Source organism: Shinella sp. GW821-FHT10F02, from assembly GCF_058809275.1.
The window spans coordinates 1,279,707-1,294,951 of record NZ_JBXASL010000001.1 but is presented as its reverse complement, the minus strand read 5'-3'; the positions used below and the strand labels follow the sequence as shown (position 1 = coordinate 1,294,951).

General features: G+C 64.5%; 11 protein-coding genes. 1 reads left to right on the top strand and 10 read right to left on the bottom strand.

The features are described 5' to 3' along the window. The first annotated feature begins 13 nt into the window (after nt 1-13). Nucleotides 14-718 (top strand): DUF599 domain-containing protein, encoded by a 705-nt coding sequence (locus AC1RWL_RS05940; RefSeq protein ID WP_439622006.1) that lies wholly within the window; start codon nt 14-16, stop codon nt 716-718. Between the two features lie 10 nt (nt 719-728). Here AC1RWL_RS05940 and AC1RWL_RS05935 read toward each other — a convergent pair whose 3' ends face one another. The 10 genes from AC1RWL_RS05935 to AC1RWL_RS05890 form a co-directional block, all read right to left on the bottom strand. Beyond that, a complete protein-coding gene (locus tag AC1RWL_RS05935; protein WP_493092812.1) occupies nt 729-1,670 on the bottom strand; it encodes an MBL fold metallo-hydrolase in 942 nt (313 codons plus the stop codon). A gap of 43 nt (nt 1,671-1,713) precedes the next feature. Beyond that, nucleotides 1,714-2,514, bottom strand: coding sequence for an SDR family NAD(P)-dependent oxidoreductase (locus AC1RWL_RS05930; protein ID WP_493092813.1), 801 nt, complete (start codon nt 2,512-2,514; stop codon nt 1,714-1,716). Between the two features lie 77 nt (nt 2,515-2,591). Further along, nucleotides 2,592-3,572, bottom strand: a complete 981-nt coding sequence (locus AC1RWL_RS05925) for an alpha/beta fold hydrolase (protein ID WP_493092814.1) — start codon at nt 3,570-3,572, stop codon at nt 2,592-2,594. 144 nt (nt 3,573-3,716) lie between these two features. After that, the gene (locus AC1RWL_RS05920; protein ID WP_493092815.1) at nt 3,717-4,259 is read right to left on the bottom strand and encodes a type 1 glutamine amidotransferase family protein; all 543 of its coding nucleotides are present in this window, start codon (nt 4,257-4,259) and stop codon (nt 3,717-3,719) included. 81 nt (nt 4,260-4,340) lie between these two features. After that, nucleotides 4,341-7,028 (bottom strand): ATP-binding protein, encoded by a 2,688-nt coding sequence (locus tag AC1RWL_RS05915; protein WP_493093827.1) that lies wholly within the window; start codon nt 7,026-7,028, stop codon nt 4,341-4,343. Between the two features lie 169 nt (nt 7,029-7,197). Then, a complete protein-coding gene (locus AC1RWL_RS05910; protein WP_493092817.1) occupies nt 7,198-8,412 on the bottom strand; it encodes an MFS transporter in 1,215 nt (404 codons plus the stop codon). A gap of 28 nt (nt 8,413-8,440) precedes the next feature. After that, nucleotides 8,441-10,711 (bottom strand): TonB-dependent receptor, encoded by a 2,271-nt coding sequence (locus AC1RWL_RS05905; RefSeq protein WP_493092819.1) that lies wholly within the window; start codon nt 10,709-10,711, stop codon nt 8,441-8,443. A 282-nt stretch (nt 10,712-10,993) separates the two neighbouring features. Beyond that, entirely contained in the window at nt 10,994-12,781 is a 1,788-nt protein-coding gene (locus AC1RWL_RS05900; protein ID WP_493092820.1) for an ABC transporter ATP-binding protein, read from the bottom strand. Next, complete coding sequence (locus AC1RWL_RS05895) at nt 12,771-14,546, bottom strand: ABC transporter ATP-binding protein (protein WP_493092821.1); 1,776 nt, start codon at nt 14,544-14,546, stop codon at nt 12,771-12,773. Before AC1RWL_RS05895 ends, AC1RWL_RS05900 begins: the two co-directional genes overlap by 11 nt. Next, nucleotides 14,539-15,234: a protein-S-isoprenylcysteine O-methyltransferase gene (locus AC1RWL_RS05890; RefSeq protein ID WP_493093828.1), complete on the bottom strand. Its 696-nt coding sequence runs from the start codon at nt 15,232-15,234 to the stop codon at nt 14,539-14,541. The genes AC1RWL_RS05895 and AC1RWL_RS05890 overlap by 8 nt, the downstream gene beginning before the upstream one ends. Between the last annotated feature and the right edge of the window lie 11 nt (nt 15,235-15,245).

The following is a 15,245-nucleotide window of genomic DNA, read 5'->3' as shown; positions in this document are numbered from 1 at the left end:
CGACCGACCAAAGATGCCGCTCGAGGACATAGGCGCGATTGCGTTTTTCTTGCTGGTCTGGGTCTCCCTGGAGCCATGGCTGGAATATACCAAGCGCAAGAACAGCATTCCGCGCAACATGGAGGCGATCCGACGGGCCTGGATGCGGGAAGTGCTGACGCGCGATACCAACTTCATCGGGGATGCCGCCATCCTCGGGCACACGATCAACTCGGCCTCGTTCTTCGCCTCGGCCAACCTGCTGGTCATCATGGCCGTGGTGGGCTCGTTGTCCATTGATCCCGCATCGTTCAGCAAAACGGGGCTGATCGCGACCTTTGCGGGCGACACGCCGGCCTGGCTGCTCCAGACGAAAATCCTGCTGGTCTTCGGAACCCTGCTGCGCGGGCTTTCGGATTTCGTCTGGGCCGTCCGCCAGCTGAACTACTGCCTGGCGGCGATCGGCAGCAGCCCGTCCAAAAACGAGGACCGCGATCTCGATGCCTGGACGGACGCGCTGACCTCCGTCGTCAATCCGGCGCTGCGGACGTTTTCCAAGGGCGTGCGCTCCTATTATTTCACCTTCGCCGCCATCCTCTGGTTCCTGGGGCCTTGGGTGTTCTGCGTCGGCACGCTCCTATCCGCATCCCTCATGGTATGGCGGCATACGTCATCCCGCACGGCCCATGGCCTGAGCCGCATCCACGATCTCATCGAGGCGCAAAAGAGCAAATCCTGACCGCCCGACGCTATGCCGGCACGAACCGGTAAGCCTGCCCGGCGGGCTCCGCAAATCCGACGCCCGGATAGGTCCAATGATAGCCGAGCATCTTCACCTTTTCCGAAGATGCGCGGTCGAGCAACATCTGCCTGCTCTTCAAAGCGATGTCCGGCTGGGTGTCGAAACCGAAATGCCAATCCGGCCGCTCGAAGAAGATCGTATCGCTGGTGCAGGCATCGCCCGTGATCAGCAGGTTTCCGTCGCCGGCAATCTCCACCGACATATGGCCGGGCGTATGGCCCGGCGTCGATACCATGGCCATGCCGGACAGGATTTCATCGTCCGGCTTCACCCGCGTCAGGCGATCTTCGACGGCGGAAAGGTCGCGCCTTGCGCCTTTCGCAAAGCCGTGAAGCGCGGCGGGCTGGCGGGCTTCGAAATCGTCGGCCATCCAGAAGGCCCATTCCGCCTCGCTGACATAGTAGTGCGCGTTCGGAAAAAGCACCTTGCCGTCGGCCGTGGTCGTGGCACCGGAATGATCCGGATGCACATGGGTGAAGACGACCTTGGTGATCTGCTCCGGCAGCACGCCGAGCGTCTTCAGGTTCTCCGCCAGGCGCCCCGCGCTCGGCTGGAAATTGGTTCCCGAACCGGTGTCTATCAGGATGAGGTCCTGCCCGTGCCGGATCAGCGGGATATTCGCCTGCACCGCGGCCCCTTTCGCGTCACCGCCGAGACGCTTCAGGAAATCGGCGCGCTCCTCGGCCGACGCATCGGGCAGGAGAACCTCGGGCGGCAGCATGATGAAGCCGTCGCTGACGACCGAGACGTCGAATGCGCCGTGCGAGAATGTATGGACCGGAGCGGCAAGGACATTCCGCGGCAGGGCGAGCGAAACGCCCGCGGCCGCCGCGCCGGCGAGCACCTGTCTGCGGGTGGCCTGGATATTTCCAAACTCGAAGGCGGACATGACAAATCTCCTTTGAAAAATCGCCCTGATCCGTTCCGCTACGTCAAACCGCTTCGACAAAGATGCCGTATCGCGGTGCCGCGTGTTTCAACGACAGATGCGGGCCGAGCGCGTGGCGGGCAGTTTCCAAAGCCTGCCAGAGCCCATCATCGGCGAGCGACGGGATGGTGATGAGTTCTCCGCGATCGAAACCCGCCAGCGCAGCATCCACCATCTCTTCCGCCCCCATGATCATGTCGGCGGGGATGACGTTGATGTCGATGCCGGCGCGCTCGAAGATTTCCGTGCGCGTGAAGCCGGGCAGCACCGCCTGGATCTGCGTGCCCTGCCCCTTCAGCTCCTCGGCCATTGCCTGGGTGAAGGCGAGCACGAAGGCCTTGCTGGCGACATAGGCCGCGTTGAACCGCTCGGGCATCAGCGCCACGACCGAGGCAATGTTGATGATCGCCCCCTCGCCGCGCGCCGCAAAGGCCTTCGCCGCTTCCACCGTCAGGGCATGCAATACATCGACATTGAGATGAACCATGGCGGCAAGGCCAGTGGCGTCGGATTGCAGCACCGGGCCTTTCGGGCCGCTCCCCGCGCAGTTGACGAGCATGGTGATCCCCGTGTCTTCCCGAAGTTTCGCGAGCACCGGCTCCAGCCCCTCGTGACCGGAAAGGTCCGCCGGAAGCGGCGTCACGTTAACGCCATGGCTTGCGGCAAGGCGCGCCGCTTGTTCTTCCAAACGACCGCGGTCGCGGGCGACGGTCAACAGGTCGAAGCCGCGCCCGGCGAGGCGATCGGCATAGATGGCGCCGATCCCCGAGGAGGCTCCGGTCACCATTGCGGTTTTCCTTGGCATTCGAAATCTCCTCTTCCTCATATTGTGGCAAAGCGCACGCCGGATCAGCGGCCCGGCGTGCATGGCGATCAGTCGGACTAGCTCTTGATGAAGGCCAGAAGATCGGGATTGATGATCTCCGGATGGGTCGTGCACATGCCGTGCGGCAGGTCCTTGTAGGTCTTGAGCGTGCTGTTCTTCAGCAGTTTTGCCGAGAGCGGCGCGGAGTCGGCAATCGGCACGATCTGGTCATCCTCGCCGTGCATGACGAGCACCGGCAGGTCGATCGCCTTGAGGTCCTCCGTGAAATCGGTCTCGGAGAACGCCTTGATGCAATCGTAATGCGCCTTTGCGCCGCCCATCATGCCCTGCCGCCACCAATTGTTGATGACGCCCTCGGAGACCTTCGCGCCCGGCCGGTTGAAGCCGTAGAACGGGCCGGAGGGGACATCCAGGAAGAACTGGGCGCGATTGGCGACGAGTGCCGCGCGAAAACCGTCGAAGACCTCGATCGGCAGTCCGCCCGGATTCGTCTCGGACTTCACCATGATCGGCGGCACCGCGCCGATGATGACCGCCTTGGCGACGCGCCCCTTCTTGGCGCGGGCGACATAGTGCACGACTTCACCGCCGCCCGTCGAATGGCCGACATGGATGGCGTCCTTGAGGTCGAGTGCATCGGTGAGCGCCGCGACGTCGGCGGCGTAGGTGTCCATCTCGTTGCCGGTCCAGGTCTGGCTGGAGCGGCCATGGCCCCGGCGGTCATGGGCAATGACGCGGTAGCCGTTTTCGAGGAAGAACATCATCTGGTTGTCCCAGTCGTCCGCCGAAAGCGGCCAGCCGTGATGGAAGACAACGGGCTGCGCGTCCTTCGGACCCCAGTCCTTGTAATAGATTTCGACGTCGTCGGCGATTTTGATGAAAGGCATGGCGGTGTCCTTCGTTTCGTCCTGATTGGTGTTCGATGTCTGCGCGTCGGCATATGTCGGAAGTGCAAGCGCCGCGATGGTGGCTGCGGCTCCAAGAAGAAGGCCGCGGCGCGTGGCTGCGACCGGAAAGGCGGTGGCCCATTCATTCATGGCTTCCCTCCTGTGCGGACTTTGCCCGCGTCTCGTTGACGAAAATCAAGGTGACGCAGACGAAGCCGCAACACGAGTAAAGCGTCGTAAATCGATGCAAAGGCGACGTGCAGTAAGCGCAGTCTAGCGTCGTTCCCGGCTTCCTTAAAGCCGTTGAATGTCAGGGGCGGCGTGCATCTCGCAGACCAGATGGACCAGGGCGCGCGCTGCATGGAGCGGCGAGGCCTCGCTATCGCCGAGTATCAGCAGCCCGGCGCCCGCACCTTCGGGCGTGACCATTGCGTATTTGCCGGGAACGAGGGCAACCGGCTTTCCCGCGGACAGGAAGGCACGCATGAAAGCGGAAACCGCGCCGTCTACCTCCCAGATCTGACCCGAAAAGCCGAGGCAAAAGGCCGCGTCGAAGTCTTCCACGACGATCTGGTCGAGGCTCAGCGTGTCGGCAAGTTCGTCGCGGGCGTTCCTGTCCGCCTTGAACCGCTCCACCGCGAAACTTTCGTCTGCCGTCGCCCGCAGGGTCGTGAGGATCGGCGGACCGCCGAGCAGTGTGGCGATGGCCACCTCGACGCCCATGTCCCGGAAGGCATAATAGGCCGGCGCAATCCACGGCAGGCCGACATCCGGCCGCTCTTCCTCATCCTCCACGATCAGGATCACAAAACGCGGGATGAAGGGCATTTCGGTCATTCCACTCTCCCATTCTCGCCGCATCATCGCGGTTTCGCGGCGGGAGAACGAGTTGAGAGTTGTAAATCCGTGCAAATCGGCTCAATCACCGATGACGGCGCCGAGCGCACGCCGATCCCGATCGATGCGGCGCGTCCAGGCGACCGCGTTGTCCTCCGAAGCCGTCGCCGCGGCGAGGTCGAGATTTTCCATGGCACGGGCAAGCGCCCCTTCCCCATCCGCAGCAAAAGCAACGCGAGCCTTCACTCGGAAAAGCTCCGGCAGGCACCAGCGCTCGCCGGACTGGCGGCAATGTTCGAGCGCCGTTTCCACAAGCCGCATGGCTTCTGAATGCTGAGCCTGCTCACTCAAGGCCAGCGCGGCGACCGACTGGAAATAGGTCTGGAACAGGGTGAAGCCTGCGCCTTCAAGCGTGGTCATCGCGGCGCGAAGCTGCCGGCTGCTTTCCTCCGCCCGCCCTGCCCGCAGCACGAGTTCCGCCTCGAAACAATCGGCATAGGCGTGCCACACATCCAGCGAGAGCGCCTTGGTGTGCTCCCGCAAAGACGCGATGTAGCCGACCGCAAGATCGTCCCGGCCCGACAGCAGCGCGAGCGGGCATGCCGCTTCGGCCAGCACATTTGAGAGCGAGAGCGTGTGGCGGATCTCGCTGGCGTAATCGACGGTCTCCTGCACCTCCCGCAGCGCGCCGTCCTCGTCTCCCAGCAGCCACATCGCCCGGGCAAGGATGATGCGGGCAGTGACGCGCTGGTCGAACTGGAAGCGGATGGAATGCTGCCCGGCCCTGAGGCTGGTATAGTCGCGCAGCATCTGCCGCAACTCGTCGCGGCATTCCCGGTGGCGGCCCAGCCAGTGAAGCGTGGCGCCACGCATCCGCTTGCCGATGATGACGTCCATCGGATCTGCCGATGCCTGGGCGAGCGCGCCGAATTTCTCGGCGAACGCCATGCCAAGCCGCGGTTCTGCACGATTGATGGCATCGACCCACAATGCCCAGGTCGCCCGCAACTGATGGTCGGCGTCGCCGATCTCCTCGGCGATCCTGAGCGTCGTCGACCAGGCCGCGATGCCGTGCTCGGGCGCATCGGTAGCGCGCATCTGCGGCCAGCCGAGTGCCGCATAGAGCTTCATGCGGCTGCGCTCGTCCAGGCCGGGCCGCTCTTCGAGATAGGCGATCGCCCGCGTGACGGCGACCAGGCATTCATCGAGCAGCGACAGGCGGAAGAACAGCGGCAGGCTCGCCACCGTCAGCCGCACGCCGAGCAGCGTATCGCCGGTCGGCGAGAAGGCCCAGTCGAGCGCGGCGCGCAGGTTCGCCATCTGCGACGCGAAATCCTCCGACCAGTCCGCCATGGCGGCAGAATACAGCTCCTGCTCGGCGCGCTCGAAACGCATCTGAAGATAGGCCGCGAGCCGCGCCATCGCCGCGTCCGTCCCGTTTGCCGCCGCGAGCTTCTCGGCGGCATAGATGCGCGTCGTGTCGAGCAGGCGATAGCGCGTGCCGATCGCATGCGGATCGGCGGCCACGAGAGACTTGGCGACGAGGGAGGCCAGGTCGTCTTCCGCCTCGGTTCTCGAAAGCACGGCCATGCCGGCATCGCCGCTGAACCAGCCGCGCAGGACCGAGAGTTCCGTCAGCGCCGTCTTTTCATGCGCCGACAGGATGGTGTAGCTCCAGTCGAGCGTGGCCCGCAGCGTCTGGTGCCGGGGCAGTGCGGTGCGCCGGCCACGCGTCAGCACGCGAAAACAATCGGAGAGGGACGACGCAAGGCCCGGAATGCTGATCGTTTCCAGCCGCCCGGCCGCAAGCTCGATCGCCAGCGCGATGCCATCGAGCCGCGCGCAGATATCGACGACATGGGGCGCGTCCGCGTCGGACAATTCGTAGCTTCCAAGGCAGGCATCGGCGCGCTCGACGAACAATTGCACCGCCGGCGACATCATCGCGTCCCGCGCGCCGCCAGCCGTCAAAGGTAGTTCGAGCGCCGGCAGCCGATGCACGCGTTCGCCATCCGCCCTTAGCGGCTCGCGGCTCGTCGCCAGGATGCGGGCGGCCGGCGCGCCGCGCAAAATCGCCTCCACAAGGGCAGCAGCGCCGTCGACCACCTGCTCGCAGCTGTCGAGTACCAACAGGATATCGCGCTCAGTGAGGTGGCGGGCGATATCGCCGGCAAGATCGTCGGTCCGCGAGAGGATTCCAAGCGCCGAGGCAATCGAAGTCGCGACCAGCCCAGACTGTGCAACTTCGGAAAGATCGACCCACAAGACCTCCCCCGCCAGCCCCTCGCCCGCGGCTACGGCCCGGGCGACGATGGACTTGCCGATACCGCCCGGCCCGACGATCGTCAGCAGGCGGGAGCGAACGAGCTGCGACGCGATCAGGGCAATCGACTGTTCGCGACCAAAGATGCGTGGCCCCGTGGGAAGGCCCACCGGCACTGGCGCGGGTTGTGGCGGTCGCGATGCTGGCGAAGCCAGATCGGCGATAAACGTATACCCCCGCCCCGGCACGTTCGTGATGAACTTCGGTTCCTTCTGGGTGTCGTCCAGCGCCTTGCGGAGTGCGGAAATATGGACCCGAAGATTGGCCTCCTCGACAAACGTGTTGGGCCAGACATGCCGGACGATCTCCGCATTGGTCTTCAGTTCACCCGGATGGGAGGCGAGGAAGATGAGGATATCGGCGGCGCGGCTGCCGAGCGGCACGAGCTTTCCATCCCGCAGCAGTGCCCTTCGGCCCGGCGCGATCGTGAACGGTCCGAATTGCATGTCGCTCACGGCTTTGATCACTTTCCACCATCCGTCCGCATACCGGAAACACGACGCCATGCCACCGCCTGCGTCATGGCTTCGGATGCGGAACTTGAGCGAAGGCCGGCAAAAACGCAAGCCGGTTGCAACCGCCTTCGCGTCGGCTTCTCATGGTGGTATCAGTCACTCAGGCAGCGCCATAAGCGGGCGCTGCGCTGCTCACTGGTCGCTCCTCGCGGTAAAGTCGCAGCGCTAGAAACCCGGCGACGAGCGCGAGGCCAGCGGCGATGAGAACCAGTGCCGGATACCCCGCCGCCCCGCCGATCTGTAGCGCGACCGCACCGGAGAGGAAACCCATGAAGCTGTAGAGACTGTATTGCGCCGTGAAATCGGTGCCTTCGCTGCCCGCCGTCGTGCGGTCCATCATGATGGTCAACATCACGGTGGCGATGGGATTGTAGATCAGAAACACGAGCAAGAGGCCAGGCAGGATCACCCAGGTCTCCCGCGCCCCGACGGCCAGCGGCAGCACGGTGAGGATGATCGCAGCCTGCACGAAGGCCGCCGCCACCAGCATGCGCCGCCGCCCGAAGCGACGGATGAGCATCCCGGCGCCGAAGACGGCGACCAGCCCGACCAGCGAACCGACGATATTGAGCGTGAAGCCGACGGCATCGACCGGCCAGCCGATATCGATCAGCATCGGGCTCAGCATGGCGAAGACCATGCCGATGCCGAGCGGCACCACCATCATCAGCGCCGCCCAGCCCGCCATGCCCGGCTTCGCCCAGACCCGCCAGATGCGGCCATAGGCACCCCGCTCCGCCGTGACCGCCGCCTGTTCCCTGAAGAACAGGATTTGCACGAGGCAGCACGCGAGAGCCGCCGCCATCAGCAGGAAGCAGCCCGCCCAGCCGATGCGCGGATAGAGCGCCAGCGTAAGACCACCGCCGAGCATGATGCCGACGAGACCGCCCGCGACCTGCACGCTGTTGCCGAACCCCCTCAGTTCGCCCGGCAGCAGCCGGCAGGTGATGGCGTCCGTCGCAATGTCCTGTGTGGCCGAAAACACCGTCAGCACCAGGCCGAGCACAACCAGAAGCGGGAACTGGCCCAGCCCGTCGATCCGGCTGATCACGACCAGCATGGCGATCATCGCCGCCTGCATCAGGATCAGCCAGCCGCGATAATGGCCTAGCCGGCCGAAAGATATCCTGTCGACGAGCGGCGCCCACAGGATCTTCAGCACCCAGACGAAACCGAGCAGGTAGAGAGCGCCGATCTCCTCCAGCGTCTTGCCCTGTTCCCGCAGGATCGCCGGCAGCCCCATGAAGAAGAAGGAGACCGGCAGGAATTGCGTGACGTAGAGGCTGGCGATCAGGACCCAGTTCGCGGGTTTCATATCATGTCCTTGTGATGTGCTTCGGCGATCAGAACCTTGTCGTGACGCCGACGCCGATCGTCCGACCGCGTGAGACCACGACGGAATTGATGTTCGCCGTCAGATGCGCGCCCTGCTGCTCCAGCAGATCGCCGACCAGATTTTCGCCGAACACGTAGAACTCGGTCTCATCGATCTTTAGGCCGAGCCGTGCATCGACAATGTGCTGGGCTTCGAGATCGAAATTGTTGCCGGTGTCGCCGGCGCGTTCGCCGACATAGCGGTAGCCGAGATAGCCGGTGAGCTGCGGATTGCCGGTCATGTTCAGGAAGTCCGCATCGCCGCGATAGGTGAGGCCGAGATTGGCCGACCAGAGCGGCACGTTCGGCACCTCGTTGCCGACCTTCGCCTGAAGCACACCGCCCGCCGGAATGCCGGTGATCTCCGAATGGGTGAGCGTGACGCCGGCAAAGACGCCAAAGCCGTTGTCGAATTCCTTGCGGACTTCAGCCTCGGCGCCATAAGTCTTCAGGTCGAAATTCTCGATCGGGAAGGTCATGGTCGCGGGGTCGAAGCCGAAGATCGCCTCGTCCTTGACGTCATTGTAGAAGCCGGCGATGGCAAGGCTCGTGCCGCTGTCGACGAGGTCGCCCTTCCAGCCCAGTTCATAGGCCCAGATCGAGGTGGTGTCGTACCCGTCTTCGGGCAGGCCGATCGCGGCATTGCCCGTGAAGCGCGGGAAGCCGCCGGCCTTGTTGCCGCGGCTGACGCTGCCGTAGATCAGGCTGTCGTCTGTCGGCTTGTAGCTGAGCGAGAGGCGTCCGGAGAGCATGTCGAAATTGCGCGAACTGTCCTGCGCAAAACTCGCCACGGTGCCAGGGAAGCCTGTGCCGGTATAGAGCGCGTCGATCTCCTTGCGTTCATGCGTGTAGCGCAGGCCACCGCCGATCTCGAAGCGCTCGGCAAAGGGCTGCGCCACGTCGAAGAAGATGGCCGACGAGGTCGAGGTCAGGTTGACGTCGCGCGTGCCGTTGATCGAGGCCGACATGGTGGACGTGCCGAAGGCGTTCTCCGAAAAATCGTTGTAGGAGAACACCGCGCCTGCCACCCATTTCGTCTCGGAGCCGTCGAGCGATTGCAGGCGGACCTCCTGGTAGAACTGGTTTTCCTTCTGGTCCGTGACGTTGAACTCGCCGTCGTTGGTATAAAACTCCGGCGGAATGACCATGCCGAAGGCACCGAATGTGGCGCTGTTGATGTAGCCGTCCGAATTGTCCGTCCAGTTGTAGATGTCGTAATAGGTGAAGCCCGTCGTCGTCTTCAGCGCGAAACTCTCGAAATCATGCGAGGTGTTCAGCGTGACATAGGCGAGGTCGCGTCGGAATTCCGGCGTCTCCTGATAGGCATGGCTGTCGCGCAGCAGGTAGGGATAGCCGGTATCGCCATCGTATTTCTCGAAGCCGAGGGTGAGTTTCACCTCGGTCGTGTCGCCCGGCGTCCACAGAAGCGTTCCCTTGGCGGCGCCGACGTCGAAGCCGCCAATGTCCTTTTCTCCCGGATGGTCGTTTTTCACATAGGCGCCGCGGCCCTGATAGCGCACGGCGACGCGGCCGAAGAGCTCTTCGTTGATCGCGCCCCCGAGGATGAACTCGCCCTTGCGATAGCCTTCCGTGCCGACCTCCGCCGTGATCTGGCGGATCGTCTCCTCGTCGGGCACCATGCTGGTGATGTTGATCGCGCCGCCGGTCGAGTTGCGGCCGAAGAGCGTGCCCTGCGGCCCGCGCAGCACATCGACCTGGCCGACATCCAGCATCTGCCCCGAGGCGGCGAAGGCCGGCATGGGAACGCCGTCGATGATGGTCGGCGCCGTGCTGTTGTCCGGCGACAGCAGCGTCGAGAGCGTGCCGACGCCGCGCACGATCGGCTGGGCGGTGCGGGGGTCGTCGCCGTAATTGGGGATCTGCAGGCCGACGACGCGGTCCGACAGGTCCTGCACGTCGTTGATGCGCTCGTTCTCAAGCTTCAGTCCGGTTACGATCGAAACGCTGACCGGCACGTCCAGCGGGTTTTCGCTGTACCGGCGGGCCTCGACGGTGATCGCCTTCAACGTGGTGGTCTCGCCTGCCGGCACGCGTGATGTCTTGTCCTCCTCGCGCACGTCCTGCGACAACGCGGCACCGGCCGCGACGATCGTCACCGCGAAGGCGACGCCTGCGAGAAGCCGCGTCCGGCTCGGCAGAACGCCCCGCCGTTTGGCGCCGGCGGCCGTGAACGGGCGGGCCGGGGGAACGCTCTGCAGGTCAATCTTGGCGGACGGCATTCGATACTCCAGTCGAATGGGCGAAACGAGCCGGCGGCGGGTCCGGTGGACTCGCGGTCGGCTTAGCCTCGCGGTTTGAAATCAAAGGAAGATTATTGTTTCAGGACCGACACTGCCATGGAGCGGGCTTATGCGCGCGGCCAGATGGATTATTCAGGGAGACAATTTTCGCCTGCTGCCCTGTGCCCTCCGTCAAATTTGCGCACTTCCCGCAAGCGTTCATGATGCCCTTCAAATCAGGCACGACCCCGCGCCAGAAAAATATGAATATTATAATCATGATTATTTGCAAGCAGGGACGGGGTGGTGCCCTCCGACCTGCCAGTGCGAGGCCTGCGCGCGCTCACTCCAGAGGAGGGCGAACAGTCCGCCCCCTGCAATGAGGCCGTCGAACGAGCCATGTTCGCAGACCCGGCCGTCTTCCAGCACAAGGATGTGGTCGGCATCGCGGATGGTGGAAAGGCGGTGGGCGATGACGATCAGCGTGCGGTCTGCCACGAGCCGGGCGAGCGCGGTCTGGATCGCCCGCTCGTTGCTGGGGTCGATTGCCGTCGTCGCCTCGTCCAGCAGCACGATCGGCGCATCCTTCAGGATGGCGCGGGCGATGGCGATGCGCTGGCGCTCGCCGCCGGAAAGCCGGCCGCCGCCCTCTCCCACCGCCGTGTCGTAGCCCTCGGGCAGCACCGTGATGAAGTCATGCGCCTGTGCCTCCCGCGCGGCCGCCTCCACCTCCGCCCGGCTTGCGCCGAGCCGTCCTTCCGCGATCGCGTCATGGATAGTGCCGGAGAAAAGATAGACATCCTGGAAGACGACCGCGATCTGCGCGGCGAGCGTCTCGTAGGACATGGCGCGCAGATCGACACCCCCGAGCAAAATGCGGCCCTCCCCGACATCCCAGAAGCGGAGCAGCAGATTGAGGATGGTCGATTTTCCAGCACCCGACGGACCGACGATCGCCAGCATTGAGCGTGCCGGCACATTGAAACTCACTTCTCGCAGCGCCGGCTTGCCCGGAACGTAGGAGAAGCCCACCTTGTCGAAGACAATATCGAATCCGTTGGGAAAGGCTGGCACAGCCGGTTCCGGCAGCGGCGTCGTGGCAAGAATGCGGTCCATGCGGGCAAGCGATGCATCGGCAAGCCGCGTCGTTTCCATGATCGCGATAAGTGACAGGACCGACGGGTAGAAGGCCATTGCGAGGCCCAGAACGGTGATCAGGACATCTGTCGGCATGGTTCCTGTGGCATGTCGATAGCCCAGAAATGCGATGAGTAGCGGCAGGCCCAGCATCACGATGGCGGCGAAGGCGATGATCGGCGCGGCCAGTGCGGCAATCATGTGCGCGGAGGCTGTGTGCAGCCGGTCGAGCGCCTGCCGGAACGCCAGATGTCCGTCGGCCAGCCTGTTGAAAGCGCGGATGACCTTCATGCCGTTCACATATTCGACGATGCGCGTCGCCGCCTCCGCCTGAATCGTCTGGCGACTGGCAGCGAGCCTGGCAAGCCGGCGGCTCGACCAGAGCAGGACGGGCAAGGCCAGCACGATCGACACCGCCCCGACCAACCCTGCCCGCCAATCCGTCGCGGCGAGCAGACAGAACAGGACGAGCGGCAGGCCAATGGCCTGTGCGATGCGGGGCAGGCCATCGGCGATGAAAACCTCCAGCGCCTGCATGTCGCCGGTCAGTGCCGTCACGGCATCGCCGCGGTGGCGGGCGATGTGAAAATCCATCGGCAGGCGGCGTAGCCGATCCAGCATCACCAGCCGCAGGTGGCCGGTGATCCGATGGCTGGCGATCCAACAGGCCCTCGTCGCCAGGATGCCGAAGACGAGCTGGCCAGCAAGCGCAACGGCCATCAGCGCCGTCACCCGCATCGCAAGGGTTTCGGTTACCGCTTTGCCGTTCGCAAGGTTCGCAATCATGGTGACGGCGAGCACGATGGTGAGGCCGAGGGTGCCGGCTTGCAGGAAGCGGCAGAACATGCCGGTGAGCACCAGGCCGCGATGTCTCGCGGTCAGGCGCCAAAGCCGGCGAAGCGCTGCGAGGTCCGATCGTCTTTCAGGCGTCAACGGGCGCGTCCTTCTCGGCAGCGGACCGCAGCGTCATGGACCGCGCGGCGGTCCAATCCGCCCAGAGGCGGGCATAGGCACCCTTTCGGCCGAGCAGCGAAGCATGGTCGCCGCGCTCGATGACCCGGCCGCCGCTGAGCACGACGATCTGGTCGGCAGCGGCGATGGTGTGCAAACGGTGGGCGATGACGAGCAGCGTGCGCCCGGCCGCAAGCGCGCCGATCGCCTGCTGGATCGCGGCCTCGCTGCCGGCGTCGGCGAAGGCAGTCGCTTCGTCCAGCACAACGACGGCCGAGGCTTTCAGCATGGCGCGCGCTATGGCGATGCGCTGCCGCTCGCCGCCGGAAAGCGTGCCGCCGCCCGTTGCGAGCTGCGTTTCGTAGCCATCCGGCAAGGCGGTGATGAAGGCATCGGCCTGTGCCGCGCGCGCGGCGGCGCGGATTTCTTCAAGGGTCGCGCCGGGTTTTCCCAAGGCGATGTTGGCGGCGATCGTGTCGGCAAAGAGAAAGACGTCCTGAAAGACGACGCTGACCTCCTCCATGAGCTGTTCGACCGCGATCTCCTGCAGATCGACGCCACCAAGCGTAATACGGCCGGCGGAAACGTCGTCGAAGCGCGCAACCAGTGACGCGACCGTGCTTTTGCCGGAACCGGAGGCGCCGACCAGCGCCGTCACCGTGCCCTGCCGCGCCGTGAACGAGATGTCGTGCAACACCGTGCGGTCGCCGTAGGCGAAGCAAACCTTGTCGAAGACGATATCCCTATTCGGCAGTGGAACGCTACAGCCGGTGTCGCTCTGTACGGGACCATCCAGCACGCTCGCGACCGCGGTCGAGGACACGGAAATCTTGGCGATCGCCTGAAACAGCACGAAGAGCTGGACGAGCGGCTGGCTGTAGCCCGCCCCGACGATGACGAAGAGCAGGAAGGTTTCGACGTCCAGCGTACCCGTGCTCATCAGCCAGAGACCTGCGGGCAGGATGATGGTGATGTTGGCCAGCACCAAGGCATTGAAGATGCCGAGGAAGACGACGTGATCACGCGCGATCGCCGTTTCGATGCGCAGATAATCGCGAACGGCATCGTCGACGCCGGAAAAGCCCGCGCCGCCAAACACCTTGACCACCGGCATGCCGGCGAGAAATTCGACGATCGCCGCATTCATGCGCTCGTTCGCCTTCTGGAAGGCCGGAACCTCTCGCCCGGAGCGCGCCATGCCGAGGCCGATGGCGAAAAACGCGATGGGCGTCAGCACGACGGCGGCAAACGCCATGCGCCAGTCCACCGCAAAAAGCCAGAGCGAGACCGCAAACCAGGTGACGAGTGCGCCTGCGCCTTCCGGCAGGCCATGAGCGATCACCGTTTCCAGGCGGTCCGGTTCATCGACGATCAGTGCCTTCGCCTCACCTGCGCTGAGGCGCGACAGCCGGCCGAGCGGGAAGCGCGCGAGCCGGAGCGCGACGGCAAGGCGAAGCGTGTGGATCATCCGAAAGGCGGCACGGTGCGCCCCAGCGATGGAGATCGCCTGCACCGCATAACCGATAAGGATCACCGACGCCGTCATCCCCGCCGTGAGGAGGAAACCGGAAATCGTCGCGGTTCCCTCGACAATCGAGACGACGAGTCCCCAGACCAACCACAGCGGCAGCAGTTCCAGCCCGGACGAGACGACCGCGAGCAGCACCGATAGCAGGAGACCGACCCTTGCCCCGGCCGAATGGCGCGCGAGCAGCCGGAGACTTGCGAAATAATCGATTCTATCCATGTCGCCGGACCGGCAGGAGGCGGCCGGTTCTGGCGGCGTACGCCGCGTAGGCATCGCCGAAATGCGCGGCCATCATGCGCTCTTCCGCCGGCACGCGCAGGAACCAGAAGGCGCAGACGGCAAGAAGCACGGGTGGACCGGCAAGCCAATTCTGGATGAGCAGCGGCTGCGCAAGCGCCGAAAGCCCAACCGCCGCATACATCGGGTGGCGGATCCGATTGTAGACGCCATGCACTACCAGTTCATGCCCGTCGCGGATTTCAAGCCCGGGGCTCCAGTTGCGCCGCAGGTCCGCATGGGACCGATAGAAGAGCCAAAGATAGGGCCATTGCAGCAACCCGCCGACGAGCGTGCAGGTGAGTGGCAGGCGACAATCGAACGACGGCAGACCATCGGTCGCAAGATGCACGAGCGGCAGGAGAAGAGTGACAAGCAGGATGAGGACCGGGAGTGTCTCACTGCGGCTTTTGCGCGGACCGCGGACCTTGTTCCCGCTGTTGCGCTTGAGGTGCGTCATGCGGATCAGCATCGTCAGGATGAAGGCGGCGAGCCAGATCCACTCGCCCAATGTCAGCGCCTCCCAACGCCAGAGGGCGCCGGCGATGAGAGCCAGCGTCACAAACGAAACCTGTCTGGAGAGCATGCCGGACAGCAGGGTCGCCTGCACCTCGTCGCCATCGTCCGTCATTTTCACCACCC

Coding starts and splice junctions, on each gene's coding strand:
- AC1RWL_RS05940 (WP_439622006.1), top strand. CDS start 14: ATGCCGCTCGAGGACATAGGCGCGATTGCGTTTTTCTTGCTGGTCTGG.
- AC1RWL_RS05935 (WP_493092812.1), bottom strand. CDS start 1,670: ATGTCCGCCTTCGAGTTTGGAAATATCCAGGCCACCCGCAGACAGGTG.
- AC1RWL_RS05930 (WP_493092813.1), bottom strand. CDS start 2,514: ATGCCAAGGAAAACCGCAATGGTGACCGGAGCCTCCTCGGGGATCGGC.
- AC1RWL_RS05925 (WP_493092814.1), bottom strand. CDS start 3,572: ATGAATGAATGGGCCACCGCCTTTCCGGTCGCAGCCACGCGCCGCGGC.
- AC1RWL_RS05920 (WP_493092815.1), bottom strand. CDS start 4,259: ATGACCGAAATGCCCTTCATCCCGCGTTTTGTGATCCTGATCGTGGAG.
- AC1RWL_RS05915 (WP_493093827.1), bottom strand. CDS start 7,028: ATGCAATTCGGACCGTTCACGATCGCGCCGGGCCGAAGGGCACTGCTG.
- AC1RWL_RS05910 (WP_493092817.1), bottom strand. CDS start 8,412: ATGAAACCCGCGAACTGGGTCCTGATCGCCAGCCTCTACGTCACGCAA.
- AC1RWL_RS05905 (WP_493092819.1), bottom strand. CDS start 10,711: ATGCCGTCCGCCAAGATTGACCTGCAGAGCGTTCCCCCGGCCCGCCCG.
- AC1RWL_RS05895 (WP_493092821.1), bottom strand. CDS start 14,546: ATGGATAGAATCGATTATTTCGCAAGTCTCCGGCTGCTCGCGCGCCAT.
- AC1RWL_RS05890 (WP_493093828.1), bottom strand. CDS start 15,234: ATGACGGACGATGGCGACGAGGTGCAGGCGACCCTGCTGTCCGGCATG.